At 62.0% G+C, this 18,509-nt stretch carries 16 protein-coding genes; 10 read left to right on the forward strand and 6 right to left on the reverse strand.

Annotated features, from left to right (window positions below; all coding sequences use genetic code 11):
- The first annotated feature begins 120 nt into the window (after positions 1-120).
- The 3 genes from der (at position 121) to Q1W70_RS15630 (ending at position 3,635) form a co-directional block, all read left to right on the forward strand.
- A complete protein-coding gene (der, locus tag Q1W70_RS15620) occupies positions 121-1,584 on the forward strand; it encodes a ribosome biogenesis GTPase Der (protein ID WP_166592548.1) in 1,464 nt (487 codons plus the stop codon).
- A gap of 123 nt (positions 1,585-1,707) precedes the next feature.
- Positions 1,708-2,856, forward strand: a complete 1,149-nt coding sequence (locus Q1W70_RS15625) for a pyridoxal phosphate-dependent aminotransferase (RefSeq protein ID WP_166592549.1) — start codon at positions 1,708-1,710, stop codon at positions 2,854-2,856.
- A complete protein-coding gene (locus Q1W70_RS15630) occupies positions 2,844-3,635 on the forward strand; it encodes an amidohydrolase (RefSeq protein WP_166592550.1) in 792 nt (263 codons plus the stop codon). Before Q1W70_RS15625 ends, Q1W70_RS15630 begins: the two co-directional genes overlap by 13 nt.
- 134 nt (positions 3,636-3,769) lie before the next feature.
- Here the strand turns inward: Q1W70_RS15630 and leuA are convergent, their stop codons facing one another.
- From leuA to Q1W70_RS15650, 4 genes are all read right to left on the reverse strand, one after another.
- Complete coding sequence (leuA, locus tag Q1W70_RS15635; RefSeq protein ID WP_166592551.1) at positions 3,770-5,449, reverse strand: 2-isopropylmalate synthase; 1,680 nt, start codon at positions 5,447-5,449, stop codon at positions 3,770-3,772.
- A 426-nt stretch (positions 5,450-5,875) separates the two neighbouring features.
- Entirely contained in the window at positions 5,876-6,697 is an 822-nt protein-coding gene (locus Q1W70_RS15640) for a M23 family metallopeptidase (RefSeq protein WP_302097543.1), read from the reverse strand.
- 3 nt (positions 6,698-6,700) lie between these two features.
- Positions 6,701-8,080, reverse strand: coding sequence for an exodeoxyribonuclease VII large subunit (xseA, locus tag Q1W70_RS15645; protein ID WP_166592570.1), 1,380 nt, complete (start codon positions 8,078-8,080; stop codon positions 6,701-6,703).
- Between the two features lie 43 nt (positions 8,081-8,123).
- Positions 8,124-9,020 carry a LysR family transcriptional regulator gene (locus Q1W70_RS15650; RefSeq protein WP_302097545.1) on the reverse strand — a complete coding sequence of 299 codons (897 nt, stop codon included), beginning with the start codon at positions 9,018-9,020 and terminating at the stop codon, positions 8,124-8,126.
- A gap of 99 nt (positions 9,021-9,119) precedes the next feature.
- On the opposite strand from Q1W70_RS15650, the gene Q1W70_RS15655 reads away from it, so the two are divergent.
- From Q1W70_RS15655 to tadA, 7 genes are all read left to right on the forward strand, one after another.
- A complete protein-coding gene (locus tag Q1W70_RS15655) occupies positions 9,120-9,887 on the forward strand; it encodes a sulfite exporter TauE/SafE family protein (protein ID WP_302097547.1) in 768 nt (255 codons plus the stop codon).
- Between the two features lie 163 nt (positions 9,888-10,050).
- Complete coding sequence (locus tag Q1W70_RS15660) at positions 10,051-10,599, forward strand: sugar ABC transporter ATPase (RefSeq protein ID WP_166592555.1); 549 nt, start codon at positions 10,051-10,053, stop codon at positions 10,597-10,599.
- 116 nt (positions 10,600-10,715) lie between these two features.
- Positions 10,716-12,185: an IMP dehydrogenase gene (guaB, locus tag Q1W70_RS15665; protein ID WP_095166020.1), complete on the forward strand. Its 1,470-nt coding sequence runs from the start codon at positions 10,716-10,718 to the stop codon at positions 12,183-12,185.
- 99 nt (positions 12,186-12,284) lie between these two features.
- Complete coding sequence (gene guaA, locus Q1W70_RS15670) at positions 12,285-13,862, forward strand: glutamine-hydrolyzing GMP synthase (protein ID WP_166592556.1); 1,578 nt, start codon at positions 12,285-12,287, stop codon at positions 13,860-13,862.
- 189 nt (positions 13,863-14,051) lie between these two features.
- Complete coding sequence (locus Q1W70_RS15675; protein WP_185818396.1) at positions 14,052-14,609, forward strand: hypothetical protein; 558 nt, start codon at positions 14,052-14,054, stop codon at positions 14,607-14,609.
- A gap of 151 nt (positions 14,610-14,760) precedes the next feature.
- Entirely contained in the window at positions 14,761-16,137 is a 1,377-nt protein-coding gene (locus Q1W70_RS15680; RefSeq protein WP_302097548.1) for a multicopper oxidase family protein, read from the forward strand.
- Entirely contained in the window at positions 16,137-16,634 is a 498-nt protein-coding gene (tadA, locus tag Q1W70_RS15685) for a tRNA adenosine(34) deaminase TadA (RefSeq protein ID WP_166592558.1), read from the forward strand. The genes Q1W70_RS15680 and tadA overlap by 1 nt, the downstream gene beginning before the upstream one ends.
- A gap of 26 nt (positions 16,635-16,660) precedes the next feature.
- Here tadA and cmoB read toward each other — a convergent pair whose 3' ends face one another.
- Both cmoB and cmoA read right to left on the reverse strand, forming a co-directional pair.
- Positions 16,661-17,617, reverse strand: a complete 957-nt coding sequence (cmoB, locus tag Q1W70_RS15690; protein ID WP_166592559.1) for a tRNA 5-methoxyuridine(34)/uridine 5-oxyacetic acid(34) synthase CmoB — start codon at positions 17,615-17,617, stop codon at positions 16,661-16,663.
- Positions 17,614-18,357, reverse strand: coding sequence for a carboxy-S-adenosyl-L-methionine synthase CmoA (gene cmoA, locus Q1W70_RS15695; protein ID WP_166592560.1), 744 nt, complete (start codon positions 18,355-18,357; stop codon positions 17,614-17,616). Before cmoA ends, cmoB begins: the two co-directional genes overlap by 4 nt.
- Positions 18,358-18,509: the final 152 nt, after the last annotated feature.

Here is an 18,509-nt window from a genome sequence, read left to right on the forward strand (position 1 = left end):
GATACGTGGTGTTGTAACGTTTTTCGCGAGCAAGCTCGCTCCCACAGTGCTGCCCCCGAGCACCAGCCGCTGCCTCGCAGCGGCTTTTGTATTTTCTGAAATAACGAAGTGGAGAGCCGCATGGTTCCCGTAATCGCCCTGGTGGGCCGACCGAACGTCGGCAAATCCACCATGTTCAACCGCCTGACCAAAAGCCGCGACGCTATTGTCGGCGACCTTTCCGGTCTGACCCGTGATCGCCAATACGGTGAGGCAAAGTGGCAAGGGCGCTCCTATATCCTGGTCGACACCGGCGGTATTTCCGGTGACGAACACGGCATGGACGAAAAGATGGCCGAGCAGTCGCTGCTGGCCATCGAAGAAGCCGATGTCGTTCTGTTCCTGGTAGACGCCAAGGCGGGTTTCACCGCCGCTGACCAGATGATTGCCGAGCACTTGCGCAAGCGCAACAAACGCTCCCTGTTGGTCGCCAACAAGATCGACAACATCGATCCGGAAATGGCCCGTGCTGAATTTGCTCCCCTGGGCATGGGCCACGCCATTGGCGTTGCCGGTGCACAAGGTCGCGGTGTCAACACCCTGCTGGAAGCCGCCCTCGCCGAATTCCCGCGTGACACCGAAGAAGAGGATCTGAACGCCAACGTCGCCGAAGGCGAAGAAGCGGTACGGATTCCTGGCCCGAGCGAAAAAGATGGCATCAAGATCGCCATCATCGGTCGGCCGAACGTCGGCAAGTCGACCCTGGTCAACCGCATGCTCGGCGAAGACCGGGTCATCGTCTACGACGAGCCGGGCACGACCCGCGACAGTATCTACATCCCGTTCGAGCGTAACGACGAGAAGTACACGCTGATCGACACCGCGGGTGTGCGCAAGCGCGGCAAGATCAACGAGGAAGTCGAAAAGTTCTCGGTGGTCAAGACCCTGCAAGCGATCAAAGACGCCAACGTGGTGATCTTTGTGATGGACGCCCGTGAAGGTGTGGTCGACCACGACCTGAACCTGCTGGGCTTTGCCCTGGAGGCCGGTCGCGCCATCGTCATCGCGCTGAACAAGTGGGACGGCATGACGTCGTCGGAGCGTGACTTCGTGAAGATCGAGCTGGAGCGTCGGTTGTTCTTCGTCGACTTCGCCGACATCCACTTCATCTCGGCCCTGCACGGCACTGGCGTGGGCAACCTGTACCAGTCGGTACAGAACTCGTTCAAGTCGGCGATCACTCGCTGGCCGACCAACCGCCTGACCCAGATCCTCGAAGACGCCGTTGGCGAGCACGCGCCGCCGATGGTCAACAACCGCCGGATCAAGCTGCGCTACGCCCACTTGGGGGGTGCCAACCCGCCGCTGATCGTGATCCACGGTAACCAGGTCGAGAAGGTTCCGAACTCGTACGTGCGTTACCTGGAAAACACCTACCGCCGTGTGCTGAAGCTGGTTGGTACGCCGATCCGCATCGAGTTCAAGGGTGGCGAGAACCCGTACGAGGCGAACAAGAACACGCTCACCGACCGTCAGGTCAACAAGAAGCGTCGTTTGATGTCGCACCACAAGAAAGCCGATAAGAAACGCCGCGACAAGCGTTGATTGCCGCTGCTGTGCAACATCGGAAAGGGCGCCTGCGGGCGCCCTTTTTCGTGTCTGGTGTTTGCGCTATCCTCGGGCTCTCCCGCGCCGTTGTCAGCGCGAGCGTCCAGTAGGGAACACTTGATGATCACCAGCAAGTTGCCGAATGTCGGCATCACTATCTTCACCCAGATGTCCCAGCTCGCGGCTTCGAGCGGCGCGCTCAACCTGTCCCAGGGCTTCCCCGATTTCGACGGCCCGCAAGCCCTGCGCGATGCACTGGGGTGGCACGTGGCCAATGGACACAACCAGTATTGCCCCATGACAGGCCTGCCGGCATTGCGCCAGCAAGTGGCGGCGAAGATCGCCCGCAGCTATGGGGTCAGCGTTGATGCCGAAGACGAGGTGACAATCACCCCGGGTGCCACCCAGGCGATCTTCTGCGCGATCCAGGCGGTGATCCACAGCGGTGACGAGGTCATCGTCTTTGACCCGGCCTATGACAGCTATGAGCCCTCGGTCGCCCTGGCCGGCGGACGCTGCGTGCATGTGCAACTGGCGGCGAACGACTTCGCGATCGATTTCCAGGCCCTCAAGGATGCGCTCAGCCCGCGTACGCGAATGATCATCCTCAACTCGCCGCACAACCCCAGTGGTGCGCTGATTTCCCGCGCCGAGCTTGAGCAGTTGGCCGAGCTGATCCGTGACCGCGACATCTACCTGGTCAGCGACGAGGTCTATGAGCACCTGGTGTACGACGGCGTGCCCCATGTCAGCGTGCTGGCCCATCAAGAGCTGTATCAACGGGCCTTTGTGGTCAGCTCGTTCGGCAAGACCTACCACGTCACCGGCTGGAAGACCGGCTACGTGGTGGCGCCACCGGCCCTCACGGCAGAGCTGCGCAAGGTGCACCAGTACGTCAGCTTCTGCGGCGTGACCCCATTGCAGTACGCGCTGGCCGACTACATGGCGGCCCATCCGGAACACGTCGAACAACTGCCAGCCTTCTATCAGGGCAAGCGTGACCTGTTCTGCGATCTGCTGCTGCCATCGCGATTCAGCTTTACCCGGGTCACCGGGACTTATTTCCAACTGGTCGATTACTCGCAGATTCGCCCGGACCTGAACGATGTCGACATGGCCGTCTGGATGACCCGTGAGCACGGCGTGGCCGCTATTCCGGTGTCGGTGTTCTACCAGAACCCACCGCAGGAACAACGCCTGGTGCGCCTGTGTTTTGCCAAGCGAGAGGAGACGCTGCGTGAGGCGGCGGAAAAACTATGCGTGATCTGAGCAATCTACCCAACCTCAACCTGGCACTGATCCAGACCACGCTGGCCTGGCACGACCGCCAGGCGAACTTCGAGCACTTCGAACTGTTGCTGGAGCAGGCGCGCGGCGCGGACCTGATCATCCTGCCGGAGATGTTCACCACGGGTTTTTCCATGGAATCGGCCACCCTCGCCGAAGCGGAAAACGGCCCGACCAGCAAATGGCTGCGGGCCCAGGCGGCGAAGCTGGATGCAGTGATCACCGGCAGCATCATCGTCCAGGCCGCCGATGGCAGCCATCGCAACCGCCTGCTGTGGGCGCGGCCCGATGGTGAAGTCTGGCACTACGACAAGCGTCACCTGTTCCGCATGGCGGGCGAACACAATCACTTCACGCCCGGCGAGCGCCAGGTGCAGTTCGAACTCAAGGGATGGCGCATACGCCCGTTGATTTGCTACGACCTGCGCTTCCCGGTGTGGAGTCGCGATCCCCAGGACACCGACCTGCTGCTGTACACCGCCAACTGGCCGGGCGCGCGCCGCCAGCACTGGAATCGCCTGTTGCCGGCCCGGGCCATCGAGAACCTGTGCTACGTCGCGGCGGTGAACCGCGTGGGTACCGATGGCAAGGGCTTTGCCTACACCGGCGACAGCCAGGTGCTGGACTTCCAGGGCGAGACCCTGCTAAGCGCCGGCGAGGCCGATGGGGTGTTCCAGGTGGTGCTCGACGCGGCCGAACTGGCCGCCTACCGCACGCGATTCCCGGCGAACCTGGATGCCGATACCTTTGAGTTCACCTGAGTTGATTGTTGCCTGACAGACCGTCATCGCGAGCCTGCTCGCGATGGCGGACCTCCTACTGGCGCATAAACATTAGGCAAATAAGAAGGCCCCGAGGTTCTCACCGCGGGGCCTTTTGTCTTGCGCTCAGCCTGTTACGCCGCTTTGGCCTGTGGCTGGCTCAGGGAACGGTTCAGCGCGCTGAACAGGGCCTTGAAGCTGGCGGTGGTGATGTTTTCATCGATGCCCACGCCATGCACCGCACGTTCGCCGTTCACTCGCAGTTCAATGTAGGCCGCGGCCTTGGCATTGGTGCCGGCGCCGATGGCGTGTTCGTTGTAGTCCATGATCTCCACCGGGATCGGCAAACCGGCCACCAGGGCTTCCAGGGCGCCATTGCCCTTGCCGCGCCAGTGCAGGTTGGTTTCGCCCTGGCCCTTGCTCGAGACTTCCACTTCCACGGCGCTGTGGCCGTTTTCTTCCTGCAAGCGATGGCTGACCAGCGCGTACGGGGTGTTGGCCTGCAAGTACTCGCTGTGGAGCAAGGCGTGGATCTGTTGGGCGGTCATCTCGAGGCCCAGGCGATCGGTCTCGCGTTGCACTACCTGGCTGAACTCGATCTGCATGCGGCGCGGCAAGTTGATGCCGTATTCCTGTTCCAGCAGGTAGGCGATCCCGCCCTTGCCGGACTGGCTGTTGACGCGGATCACCGCCTCGTAGCTGCGACCGATGTCGGCCGGGTCGATCGGCAAGTACGGCACTTCCCACAGGGCGTCCGGCTGCTGCTGGGCGAAGCCCTTGCGGATGGCATCCTGGTGGGAGCCGGAGAACGCGGTGTGCACCAGGTCGCCGACATACGGGTGACGTGGGTGTACGGCAATCTGGTTGCACTCTTCGACGACTTTGCGCACGCCGTCGATGTCGGAGAAGTCCAGCTCAGGGTTCACGCCCTGGGTGTAGAGGTTCAAGGCCACGGTGACCAGGTCGACGTTACCGGTGCGCTCGCCGTTGCCGAACAGGCAGCCTTCGACACGGTCGGCGCCGGCCATCAGGCCCAGCTCGGTGGCGGCAACGCCAGTGCCACGGTCGTTGTGGGTGTGCAGGCTGATGAGCACGCTGTCACGACGGTTGATGTGGCGGCCGAACCACTCGATCTGGTCGGCGTAGATGTTCGGCGTGGCGCACTCGACGGTGGCAGGCAGGTTGAGGATCATCTTGTGTTCCGGCGTCGGGTTCCAGACCTCGATCACCGCGTCACAGACTTCCTTGGCGAACTCCAGCTCAGTGGCGCTGAAGGTCTCTGGCGAGTATTCGAACGTCCACTCGGTCTCTGGCTGCTGGGCGGCGTACTTGACGAACAGCTTGGCCGCGCTGACCGCGATTTCCTTGATGCCGTCCTTGTCCTGATTGAAGACGATCCGGCGGAAGGACGGGGAGGTGGCGTTGTAGAGGTGAACGATGGCCTTTTTCGCCCCGCGCAGGGATTCGAAAGTGCGGGCGATCAAGTCTTCACGGCCCTGGGTCAACACCTGGATGGTGGTGTCGTCCGGGATGTGGCCGTCTTCGATCAAGGTCCGCACGAAGTCGAAATCGGTTTGCGAAGCGGCCGGGAAGGAGGCTTCGATTTCCTTCACGCCCACTTGGACCAGGGTTTTCCAGAAGCGCAGCTTTTTCACCGCATCCATCGGCTCGATCAGCGACTGGTTGCCATCGCGCAGGTCGGAGCTGCACCAGATCGGCGCGGACGTGATGGTCTTCGACGGCCAGGTGCGATCAGGAATGTCGATGGTCGGGAACGCGCGGTATTTCGAAGACGGGTCTTTGAGCATGCTCATCTGGGAATCCTTATTCTGTTGTTGGCCGAAAAGAGGCGGCCTGCCGGTGGATCACTGTTGCGTTGGATAAATCTTGGGGCGAGGCGCTGCGATTCAGCCCGGCAGTCGTGCGCTGACGAGGCACAGGCTGCGGTGCTGGCGAAGCTGAATGAGGGTGTGAGAGGTTTTCATGCCTTCAACCCTAACCGCGACGGGAAAAGATGGCAAGCAGTCGGAAAACTTTGATAGGAATACTCGAAAAGCCACTTTTATCGAGATTTTATTGCGGGTTGTTTTGAAAATTATCTGGATGTTTGCGTAGGGTTGGAGCAATGCGCAATTGAAGGCTGGCGGTTCAGGGTGCTTCTTCGCTGTCTTTGGAATTGTCATCGCGGGCAAGCGGAGCGCCGCCCGGCCCGCGATGAGGCCGCTAGCCTCGCCAATGCATCAGGGCTGGAATGCCCCAATGAAAATCGCCGGGTCAACCCGCGCATCATTCAGGCTGATATTCCAATGCATGTGCGGACCGGTCGCGCGGCCGGTGGCGCCGACCTTGCCGACCACGGCACCACGTGCCAGCGACTGGCCGGGCTTCACGTCGATTTTCGACAGGTGGCAGAACATGCTGATGAAGCCCTGGCCGTGGTCGACGAACACGGTATTGCCGTTGAAGAAGTAGTTACCAATCAGGATCACCTTGCCATTGGCCGGGGTCTTGACCGGGGTCCCGGCCGGGACGGCGAAGTCCAGGCCTGAGTGGGGATTGCGCTCTTCACCGTTGAAGAAACGGCGTACGCCGAACTTGCTCGACAGTGGTCCGTTGACCGGTTTGTCCAGCAGCAGGTTGCTCGGGATGTTCGGGCTGAAGGTGCGGTACGCCTGGATCTGCTCGGCCAGCTCGGCCTCGATGCGCTTGAGGTTGGCCGGGTTGGGATTGACCTGCTGGGTGTTTTTCAGGGTGATGCGTTGTTCCGGGTACTTCTTGTTACTCACCGTGAAGCTCAAGCTGCGTCCCGCGCTGCTGATTTGCTGGGTCCCCGGCTTGACGGTCAGGGGTACCCCGACAATGGCCAGCCAATTGTTCTGTTCCTTGACCACCAGCACCGGCTTGCCCTGGTAGCTGGCTTTGGGCGCCTGTGCCGCAGGGCCGAGGTCGACCACCGCCACACCGCCGGGTACCGGCTTGTTCAGCAGGCGGGTGATGTAACTGTCGGCGTGGGCGTTGAAGGTCAGGCATAACAGCAGCAGCGGAGCAAAAAAACGCGGCATCGATCAATCCAGTAAAGAAAGGGTGACAGGTGTCAGGTGATTGTCTTCGACCCGCACCTGCAATTGGCCTTCGCCCAGCCTGGCTGTCAGGCGCTGGCCGGTATGGGTTTGCCCGGCGCTGCGGATCGCATTGCCGCGTTCATCGAGCAAAATGCTGTAGCCACGGGCCAGGGTCGCCAGCGGGCTGACCACTTGCAGGGTCTGGACCTGACTTTGCAACAGCAGGCGCCGCGACTTGAGCCCTTCACGCATGGCCCGGGGCAGGCGTTCGGCAAAACTGTCCAGGCGCTGGCGCAGCAATGCCAGTTGCCGCCCCGGATGTTGCCCGGCGAGGCGGGTTTCCAGGCGGATCAAGCGTTCACGGCGGGTGTTGAGGCTGCGCTCGAAGGCTCGGCGCAGGCGCATGTCCAGGTCGTCGAGGCGTTGCGCTTGTTGGCGCAGGCGTTCACCCGGGTGACGCAGGCGCCGGGACATGCCTTCCAGGCGCAAGCGATCGCGCATCAGGCGGTCGCGCATTCGCATCACCAGGCGTCGATGCAGGCTTTCGACCCGGCGCAGCAGGTCGCTGGAGTCCGGTGCCAGCAGTTCGGCGGCGGCCGACGGCGTGGGCGCGCGGACGTCCGCCACGAAGTCGCTGATCGACACGTCGGTTTCATGCCCGACGGCGCTGACGATCGGCGTGACGCAGGCATCCACGGCGCGGGCCACGGCTTCCTCGTTGAAGCACCAGAGGTCTTCCAGCGAGCCGCCGCCACGGGCCAGGATCAAGGCGTCGAAGCCCCGGGCGTCGGCCAGTTGCAGGGCGCGGACAATCTGCGCGGTGGCTTCGCGGCCCTGCACGGCGGTGGGGATCAGGGTCAGCGACACCTGGGGCGCACGGCGGCGGAACACGCTGATGATGTCGCGGATCACCGCGCCGGTGGGCGAGCTGATGATGCCGATGCGCTGCGGGTGGGCCGGCAGCGGTACCTTGCGCTCGGCGCTGAACAGGCCTTCGGCGCTGAGCTTTTCCTTCAGCGCATCGAACGCCAGGCGCAGTGCACCCTCACCGGCGGGCTCGACGGTGTCGAGAATCAGTTGGTAGTCGCCGCGCCCTTCAAACAGCGAGACCTTGCCCCGCACCTTGACGGCCAGGCCATCCTTGAGTGCCTGGCGCACCCGCGCGGCGTTCTGCCGGAACAGCGCGCAACGCACCTGGGCACCGCTGTCCTTGAGGGTGAAATACACATGACCAGACGCCGGGCGGGCGAGGTTGGAGATTTCGCCTTCGACCCAGATGTTGCTGAACACGTCTTCGAGCAGCACCCGCGCGCGGCCGTTGAGTTGGCTGACGGTGAGGACTTCGCGGTCCAGGCCGAGTCTTGCAAAGGGATCTTTAATCATGGGGCGCATGATAAAGGCAATCTTGCGCCTAATGCACGATCCCCTATGCCGGCCGGCTCATGTGTTCCACGAACTGCTGAACCAGCGCGGTGGGATCTTGCCGGCAGGCGAGGGCGACACTGCTGTAGCAACCCGGGTCGGCCAGGGGCAGGAAGTGAATGTCGGGCGGCGCGATGTCCTGCATCGATTCAGGGAGCAGGGCAATGCCGAACCCAGCCTGGATCAATTGCAACTGAGTGGTTTTGCGCGACACCACCCGCGCGGCCTTGGGAAAGAAGCCCTGGCGCATGCACAGCTCGGCAGACAGGTAACTCAAGCCGCCGCGTTGCGGGTGAGGAATGGAGATGAACGGCAGCTCCTTCAGTTGCCCCAGCCCGATGCCCTGTTCAGGCGTGTTGCGCGCCAGTGCATGCCCAGGCGGCACCGCCAGCAGCAAACGTTCGCGATACAGCTCGATGATCTGTACCCCTTCGCGCTGGCGCAGCACCGGCAAGCGCAGCAGGCCCACGTCCAGGCGACCCTCGGCGAGTTCCTGCAACTGGGCCTCGGAGGACAGCTTGACGATGTCCATCGACACATCGGTCTGCTGCTCCAGATAAGCGCTGATACCGCCCAACACCCGGCCGCTCATGGGAACGGTGCTGGAGTGACTCAGGCGCAAGGTGCCGAGTTGGCCGTTGCCGACCTGGGTCGCCATCTCACTGGCCTTGAGCAGTTCACTGAGCAGGCTTCTGGCACGAGGCAGGAAGGCCTGGCCGGCGGCGGTGAGCCGTGGCTGGCGTGCGGTACGTTCGAACAGCGGGGTCTGCAGGCGGTTCTCCATGTCCTTGATCTGCCGGCTCAGGGCTGACTGGGCGATGAACAGACGTTCGGCAGCGGCACTGAAACTGCCGCACTCGGCGATTTCCACGAAGTAACGCAATTGACGAGTCGAAAGCACGAGCCATGCCTTTTTGAGATGGATAGAGGGTCGGGAAGATATTAGTCGCAATGCTGCAGGCTGGCTAAAGTGATCAGCGCTAAATCAAGGAAAGCCCTGATGAACCTGATCGAGTTGTTGCAACAATGGCCATTTGGCGCCACGGACTGGCTGATCATCGCCCTGGCAATCAGCCTGGCCTATATCGTGTTTGGCATTGCCGGTTTTGGCACGGCCCTGGTGGCGGGGCCGATCCTGATCCTGTTCATGCCGCTGTCGAAAATCGTGCCCTTGCTGGTGCTGCTGGATTTTGTCGCAGCGTTTGGCAACCTGCTGCCCTCGCGCCGTGACGTGGCCAGGCCCGAGTTGTTACGCCTGCTGCCGTGCATGGCGCTGGGCTGCACCCTGGGGGTGATCTTCCTGCTGAACCTCAAGTCCGACCTGTTGCTGCTGTTGATGGGCCTGTTCATCAGTGCCTACGCCATGTACAGCCTGTGGGTGAAGGTTCGCCCAACGCAGTTGGCCGCCGGTTGGGCGATCCCCATGGGCACGGTCGGTGGCTTGTTTGGTGCGTTGTTCGGCAGTGGCGGCTTTCTATATGCCATTTACCTCAACAGCCGCCTGCCCAAGGACGCCGCCCGCGCCACGCAAAGTGCCCTGATCAGTTGCAGCACCCTGGTGCGCCTGAGCCTGTTCCTGATCGCCGGGGTCTACGCCGAGCTACCCTTGTTACTGTTTGCCCTGTGCCTGTTGCCGGCCATGGCGCTGGGATCGTGGATCGGCCGCCGCCTGGCCCTGAAGTTGTCCCGCGAGGCCTTTGTGCGGTTGGTGACCTGGCTGGTGCTGGCCAGCGGGATTGCCTTGCTGACCCGCTACTTCAGCACTTGACCTGAGTCTGTCAGGGATTAAGCTGCCGGCCGCAAATCCTGTGGGAGCGAGCCTGCTCGCGATGAGGCCATACAGCCAACATTGATGTTGCCTGATCCGCCGCCATCGTGAGCAGGCTCGCTCCCACAGGTCAATCTTTCAGTATTTGTACCAGGCCTGCCCCATGAACTCGCAAAGCATCCTCGTCCCGAAAATCTCCACCCTGCCGGTGCACGAACCCCGGGCGCGGGCGATTGTGCGGTGGCTGGTGCGCAAGAACATCATCGAAGAACAACTCACTACCTGCGGGCGTACCGGCAATCGCATGGCCCACGCCATCGCCCCCGGCGCGCGGGAGGTGGTGCTGCACCCGCAGGCGTTGCCGTTCGGTGAGCCGATCAATGGCCTGGAGATCATCACCAAGCGCTGCATCTATACCCCCGCCAAAGGCTTTCTCGAGGAGGCCGGCTGCGCCGAGTGCCGCAAGGAAGTGGGCGAGGCATTGTTCGAAAGCCTGGAAGACTGGATGCCCGGGCGCACGGACAACTTCATCTGTCCCGAGTGTGGGCACGAAGATGACATCAATGGTTTTCTGTTCTTGCAGGAGTGCGGGTTCTCCAACCTGGGCTTCATCTTCAACAACTGGGCCGAGGCCGGGTTCAAGCAGAGTTTTATCGACGAATTTGCCGAGTGGCTGGACTTGCCTGTCAGTTGGGTCAAGGTCGAGTTATAGGCGACAACAACCCCCGTCGATCACTGCGTCGATAATAGACAGAGTTTTACATTGAACCGCAGGGGGTGTCTGACTATAATGTCGCGCTTCCAATTTCCCGCTCGGGAGCCCCCGCGATGCTGCGTATCAGCCAAGAAGCTCTGACCTTCGACGACATTCTTTTAGTGCCCGGTTATTCCGAAGTACTGCCTAATGAAGTCAGTTTGAAGACCCGCCTTACCCGTGGCATCGAGCTGAATATCCCACTGGTTTCCGCCGCCATGGACACCGTCACTGAAGCCCGTCTGGCAATCGCCATGGCTCAGGAAGGTGGCATCGGCATTATCCACAAGAACATGACCATCGAGCAGCAAGCTGCCGAAGTGCGCAAGGTCAAGCGTTACGAAGCCGGTGTGGTCAAGGACCCGATCACCATCGAGGCTGACGCTACCGTTCGCGAACTGCTCGAACTGACCGGTCTGCACAACATCTCCGGTGTTCCAGTGCTGCACGATGGCGACCTGGTCGGCATCGTCACCTCCCGCGACGTCCGTTTCGAAAACCGTATGGAAGCCACTGTCCGTGAAGTGATGACGCCTAAAGAGCGCCTGGTCACGGTCAAGGAAGGCGCCGACAAGAACGACGTGCGTGAACTGCTGCACAAGCACCGCATCGAGCGCGTGCTGATCGTCGACGACAAGTTTGCCCTCAAAGGCATGATGACCGTCAACGACATCGAAAAAGCCAAGGCTTACCCGCTGGCCAGCAAGGACGACCAAGGTCGTCTGCGTGTGGGCGCTGCCGTCGGTACCGGTAAAGACACCGGTGATCGCGTCGCGGCCCTGGTCAACGCCGGCGTTGACGTGGTGGTGGTCGACACCGCCCACGGTCACTCCAAAGGCGTGATCGACCGCGTGCGTTGGGTCAAGCAGAACTTCCCGCAAGTCCAGGTGATCGGCGGCAACATCGCCACCGGCGCCGCTGCCAAGGCCCTGGCCGAAGCAGGCGCGGATGCGGTCAAGGTCGGTATCGGCCCTGGCTCGATCTGCACCACCCGTATTGTCGCGGGTGTCGGCGTGCCGCAAATCAGCGCCATCGCCAATGTTGCCGCTGCCCTTGAAGGCACCGGCGTGCCGTTGATCGCCGATGGTGGCATCCGTTTCTCCGGTGACCTGTCCAAGGCTATCGTGGCCGGTGCTTCCTGCGTGATGATGGGCTCGATGTTCGCCGGTACTGAAGAAGCGCCAGGCGAGATCGAACTGTACCAGGGCCGTTCGTACAAGGCTTATCGCGGCATGGGTTCGCTGGGCGCCATGTCCCAGGCACAAGGCTCCTCCGACCGTTACTTCCAGGACTCCTCGGCAGGCGCCGAGAAACTGGTTCCGGAAGGCATCGAGGGCCGTGTCCCGTACAAGGGCACCCTGAGCGCGATCATTCACCAGTTGATGGGCGGTCTGCGTTCCTCGATGGGCTACACCGGCAGCGCCGACATCGAAGAAATGCGCACCAAGCCTGAGTTCGTGCGGATCACCGGTGCCGGCATGGCCGAGTCCCACGTTCACGACGTGCAGATCACCAAAGAAGCGCCAAACTACCGTGTAGGTTGAGGCTTCAGGCAAATCATCAAGCAACCGGGGCTGTTTTATTCAGCCCCGAGTTGTTTCTGAATCAAGACTGTTTCTGAATTACTAAGACGAGACTGAATCATGGCCCTCGACATTCACGCTCACCGCATCCTGATCCTCGACTTCGGTTCCCAATACACCCAACTGATCGCCCGCCGCGTGCGTGAGATCGGCGTGTACTGCGAACTGCACCCGTTCGACATGGACGATGAAGCGATTCGCGAGTTCGCTCCCAAAGGCGTCATCCTCGCCGGCGGCCCCGAGTCCGTGCACGTCGCCGACAGCCCGCGCTGCCCGCAAGCGGTGTTTGACCTGGGCGTGCCGGTCTTCGGTATCTGCTACGGCATGCAGACCATGGCTGAACAGCTGGGTGGCAAGGTCGAAGGTTCCGAACTGCGTGAGTTCGGTTATGCCCGCGTTGACGTAGTCGGCAAGAGCCGCCTGCTCGACGGCATCGAAGACCACATCGACGCCGACGGCCTGTTCGGCCTCGACGTGTGGATGAGCCACGGTGACAAAGTCACCAAGATGCCGGAAGACTTCCACATCCTGGCCAGCACCCCGAGCTGCCCGATCGCCGGCATGTTCAACGACGAGCGCGGCTACTACGGCGTGCAGTTCCACCCGGAAGTGACCCACACCAAGCAGGGCGGGCGCATCCTGTCGCGCTTCATCCTCGACATCTGCGGTTGCGAAGCCCTGTGGACGCCGTCGAAGATCGCCGAAGACGCCATCGCCAACATCCGTGCCCAGGTCGGTACCGACAACGTGCTGCTGGGCCTGTCCGGCGGTGTCGACTCTTCCGTCGTTGCCGCGCTGCTGCACAAGGCCATCGGCGACCAACTGACCTGCGTCTTCGTCGACAACGGCCTGCTGCGTCTGCACGAAGGTGAGCAAGTGATGGCCATGTTCGCCGAGAACATGGGCGTCAAGGTGATCCGTGCCAACGCCGAAGAGCAGTTCCTCAACAACCTGGCTGGCGAAAGCGACCCAGAGAAGAAACGCAAAATCATCGGCCGTACCTTCATCGACGTGTTTGATGCCCAGTCCAACAAACTGGACAACATCAAGTACCTGGCCCAGGGCACCATCTACCCGGACGTGATCGAGTCGGCTGGCGCCAAGAGCGGCAAGGCCCACGTGATCAAGTCGCACCACAACGTGGGCGGCCTGCCGGAAGAAATGAACCTCAAGCTGGTCGAACCCCTGCGCGAGCTGTTCAAGGACGAAGTCCGTCGTCTGGGCCTGGAACTGGGCCTGCCGTACGACATGGTCTACCGTCACCCATTCCCAGGCCCGGGCCTGGGCGTGCGGATCCTGGGTGAAGTGAAGAAGGAATACGCCGACCTGCTGCGTCGCGCGGACCACATCTTCATCGAAGAACTGCGCAAAGCCGACTGGTACCACAAGGTCAGCCAGGCATTCGTGGTGTTCCAGCCGGTGAAATCGGTCGGTGTGGTCGGTGATGGCCGTCGTTACGCCTGGGTCGTGGCCCTGCGTGCCGTGGAAACCATCGACTTCATGACCGCGCGTTGGGCGCACCTGCCTTACGAACTGCTGGAAACCGTCAGCGGCCGCATCATCAATGAAATCGAAGGCATCTCCCGCGTCACCTACGACGTGTCGAGCAAGCCGCCGGCGACTATTGAGTGGGAATGATTGGGCGTCCGGCACTGACCGGCACCCTCTAGCAAGAAACACCCTGAAGCCCGCTTAATTGCGGGCTTTTGGCTTTCTGGGGGGGGCAGAACCAGGCAGCTATGCGCATCGGCAGAAGGGGCACTTCCAGGAACTTTAGCTCTGCAAGTGGCTCTACTCAGGCCTACTTCTAGCTTGTTCAGGGATCGAATGAAAACCTCTTTGGCTTTTCCGTTAGCAATCACTTTCGCGCTTGTCATGACCGGCTGCAGTAGCCGTCAGGCGGGTGATTTGACTTCAGAGCCGGTAGTTCCACTGGTCATGAATGACCATCAAGCCAGCATGACTTTCCGAACCATAGGCGGCGAGGGTGATCATCCTGTCAGTTACACGTACGGCTATGCCAATGCTGGATTTCAGAGCGCGGGTGATCGGGTTTATGACTCCGCTTACTTCAAGCGCATACCGGCTTATCTGAAGAAAATCGCCGGTGGTACCGACAGCATCAGTCAGCTGGTCGAGGCTGACAAAACCGTTTACGTGGAAGGGGAGGTCAAGGCCAAATCGTTTACCTTGAACGGTATTCCCATGCCTACGCCGTTCGACAAGGAGCAGCCTGCTGCGCAGCAATTCACGCCGCACGCCAAGAAGAATTACCTGGTTGAAACCGTGATCGCCGACACGTGGGTCATGAGCGTGTACGAAGTCAGCGCAACCGGTGAGCGCAAAACCATTGGCGTTCGAAAAGTCGATAGCGCCGCAAACTGACCGCGCAGGGAGCTCATGGGTAGCCGCCAACCTGGCCACCCTGCGTCCCGTAGTCACGTGCGCTTTGCTGTTTCTTTCACAATTGCGGGTGTATCGTATTCGCCTTTTGCGGGCCCTTGGCCTGCGGCAGATACGTGAGGTAGTTGAGTCCATGTCCTTTACCCGTCGACAAATACTCGGTGGTCTGGCCGGTCTGGCAGTGGTTGGCGTCGGGGCCGGTGGTGCATCGCGTTACTGGCTGGGGAAAGTGGCGGACGCCAACGCGGGTCATGATTACGAACTGATTGCCGCGCCGCTGGACGTGGAGCTGGTGCCCGGGCACAAGACCCAGGCCTGGGCCTTTGGCCCTTCGGCGCCAGGGACCGAACTGCGGGTGCGCCAGGGTGAGTGGCTGCGGGTGCGTTTCATCAACCACCTGCCGGTGGCGACCACCATTCACTGGCACGGCATCCGCCTGCCGCTGGAGATGGATGGCGTGCCCTACGTCTCGCAACTGCCGGTGCTGCCGGGCGAGTATTTCGACTACAAGTTCCGCGTGCCGGATGCCGGCAGCTACTGGTACCACCCCCATGTCAGCAGCAGCGAAGAGCTGGGCCGTGGGCTGGTGGGACCGTTGATTGTCGAGGAGCGCGAGCCCACCGGGTTCAAGTACGAACAAACCCTGAGCCTGAAAAACTGGCACATCGATGAACAAGGCAACTTTGTCGAGTTCAGCATCCCCCGGGAAGCCGCCCGTGGCGGTACGGCGGGGCGCCTGTCGACCATCAACGGTGTGCCGTTGCCCGTCATCGACTTGCCCGCCGGGCAGATCACCCGCGTACGCCTGCTCAACCTCGATAACACCCTGACCTATCGCATCAATATTCCCGGCGTCGAAGCGCAGATCTACGCGCTGGACGGCAACCCGGTGCAGCCGCGCCCCCTGGGCAAGGAATACTGGCTGGGCCCGGGCATGCGCATCTGCCTGGCGATCAAGGCCCCGCCGGCAGGCACCGAGTTGTCCCTGCGCAACGGCCCGGTGCGCCTGGGCACCCTGCGGTCGGTGGCCAACACGGACGCGCCGGGTGAGTGGCCGCCTGCGCTGCCCGCCAACCCGGTTGCCGAGCCGGACATGGCCACTGCGCAGAAGCTCAACTTCAATTTCGAGTGGGTCGGTTCGGTCTCGGTCAATGTCGAAAACGGCAAGCCCCCCAGCCTGTGGCAGATCAACGGCCAGGCCTGGGACATCACCGACAAGACCTGCGCCGACCGACCGATTGCTACGCTCAAGCTAGGCCAAAGCTACCTTTTCGAATTGAAGAACATGACCCAGTACCAGCACCCGATCCACCTGCACGGCATGAGCTTCAAGGTCATTGCCTCGAACCGGCACAAGGTCATCCCGTACTTCACCGACACCTACCTGCTGGGCAAGAACGAGCGCGCGCAAGTGGCGTTGGTGGCGGATAACCCGGGAGTGTGGATGTTCCATTGCCATGTGATCGACCACATGGAAACCGGCCTGATGGCCGCGATCGAGGTGAAGTGATGCGCCAGATTCGTCCGACCGCCATTATCGACCGCAGCCGTGACCAGCACTTCATGCGCGAAGCCCTGCTGCTGGCGGCCCAGGGTGCCGCCCTCGGCGAGGTGCCGGTGGGGGCGGTGCTGGTGCAGGAGGGGGAGATCATCGGGCGCGGCTTCAACTGCCCGATCAGTGGCAGCGACCCCAGCGCCCACGCCGAGATGGTCGCGATCCGCGCTGCCGCCCAGGCCGTGAACAACTATCGCCTGCCCGGCAGCACCCTCTACGTGACGCTGGAGCCGTGCAGCATGTGCGCCGGGCTGATCGTCCATTCGCGCATTGCGCGGGTGGTGTATGGCGCGCTGGAGCCCAAGGCCGGGATCGTGCAGAGCCAGGGGCAGTTTTTTACCCAGGGCTTTCTCAACCACCGGGTGTTGTATGAAGGTGGTGTCCTGGCCGAGGAGTGCGGGACGGTGTTGAGTGAGTTCTTCAAGGCCCGGCGCGCCAAGCCAACAAGCTAAAAAACAACGAACTGTGTGGGATTGGCTTACTTCTTCGCGACAATCACCGCGCGCATTGGCGCTGGCAGCCCTTCGATGGTCTTGCTGTGGTCATCCGGGTCGAGGAAGTCGCTCAGCGACTGATACTTCATCCACTCGGTGGCGCGTTGTTCCTCGATCGTGGTCACGCTGACATCGACGCAGCGCACGTCGCTGAACCCGGCGCGGCGCAGCCACAGCATCAGCGCCGGTACCGAGGGCAGGAACCAGACGTTGCGCATCTGCGCGTAGCGGTCTTCCGGCACCAGCACCTGCTGCTCGTTGCCTTCGATCACCAGGGTTTCGAGCACCAGTTCTCCGCCCTTGACCAGGCAATCCTTGAGCGCCAGCAAATGCTCGATCGGCGAGCGGCGATGGTAGAACACGCCCATGGAGAACACCGTGTCGAAGCCTTCCAGGTTCGCTGGCAGGTCTTCAAAGGGGAACGGCAGGTGCCAGGCATTGGGTTCGGACAGGTAGCGCTGCACCGCCTGGAACTGGCAGAAGAACAGCCAGTTGGGGTCGACGCCGATCACGCTGTCGGCCCCGGCGCCGAGCATGCGCCACATGTAATAGCCGTTGCCGCAGCCGACATCGAGGATGCGTTTGCCCGCAAGGTCCAGGTGCGGGGCGACCCGCGACCATTTCCAGTCCGAGCGCCATTCGGTGTCCACGTGCACGCCAAACAGGTCGAACGGGCCCTTGCGCCACGGCGACAGGCCCATCAACGCGCTGCGCATCTGCGCCCGGGTGGCGTCGTCGCACTCGGTGTCCAGGGCAAGGCCATTGAGCAGGTCGACCGTGCTGGGCTGGATCTTCGGCAAGGCATCCAGCGCGCTTTGCCAGCGCTCCAGGTCACCGTGGCCTTTGTCCATTTTCACATCGAGTTGCGCTTGCAGGGTGTTGGCCCAGTCGGCCAGCGGTGTGCCGGCCAGGCGGCGGGCGAGGGGAGACAGATCAATCATGGCAAGGCAATCAACGAGGCAAAGTTAAGACACTGGAACCACGGCACGACTTTCGAGAACCCGGCGGCCAGCAGGCGTTCGGTGTGTTCTTCGAGGCTGTCGGGCTTCATGACGTTTTCGATGGCGCTGCGCTTCTGGGCAATTTCCAGTTCGCTGTAGCCGTTGGCGCGCTTGAAGGCGATGTGCAGGTCGCCGAGCAACTGGTGCTCCTGGGCATCGGCAAAGCGCAGTTTTTCCGAGAGGATCAGCGCCCCGCCGGGCAACAGCGACTGACGGATACGGCCGAGCAAAGCCAGGCGTTGTTCGGGGGCGATGAACTGCAGGGTGAAGTTCAGCGCCACCACCGAGGCCGGTTTGAATTCGAGGGCGAGGATGTCACCTTCGATCACCTCCACCGGCAGCAGCTCCTGGAACATCGAGTCCTGGCCGTTGAGGTATTCGCGGCAGCGCTCGACCATGGCGGCGGAGTTGTCCACCGCGATCACCCGGCAGCCCTCGGTGCGCACATGCCGGCGCAGGGCCTGGGTGACCGCGCCGAGGGATGACCCCAGGTCGTACAGCACGCTGTCCGGCTGGGCAAACTGCGCCGCGAGCACGCCGAGGTTTTCGACAATGGTCGGGTAACCCGGCACCGAGCGCTTGATCATGTCCGGGAACACCCGCACCACATCCTCGTTAAAGGCGAAGTCGGGTACCTGGGCCAAAGGCTGGGCGAAAAGGCGGTCGGGTTCTTTGCTCACGGCGGTTCCAGCGGCGGTATTGGAAAGGGCCGGCATTTTAGCCAAGTTGGCGCGCAGATGCGCGCCTTGTCTGATAAAGCGCCCTGGCAGAAGAAACAGCGTCCTTGTAGCCACTGCCGCAGGCTGCGTTGGGTTGCGCAGCAGCCCCGGCA

It is taken from the genome of Pseudomonas kielensis (genome assembly GCF_030505375.1).
Taxonomy (GTDB): domain Bacteria; phylum Pseudomonadota; class Gammaproteobacteria; order Pseudomonadales; family Pseudomonadaceae; genus Aquipseudomonas; species Aquipseudomonas kielensis.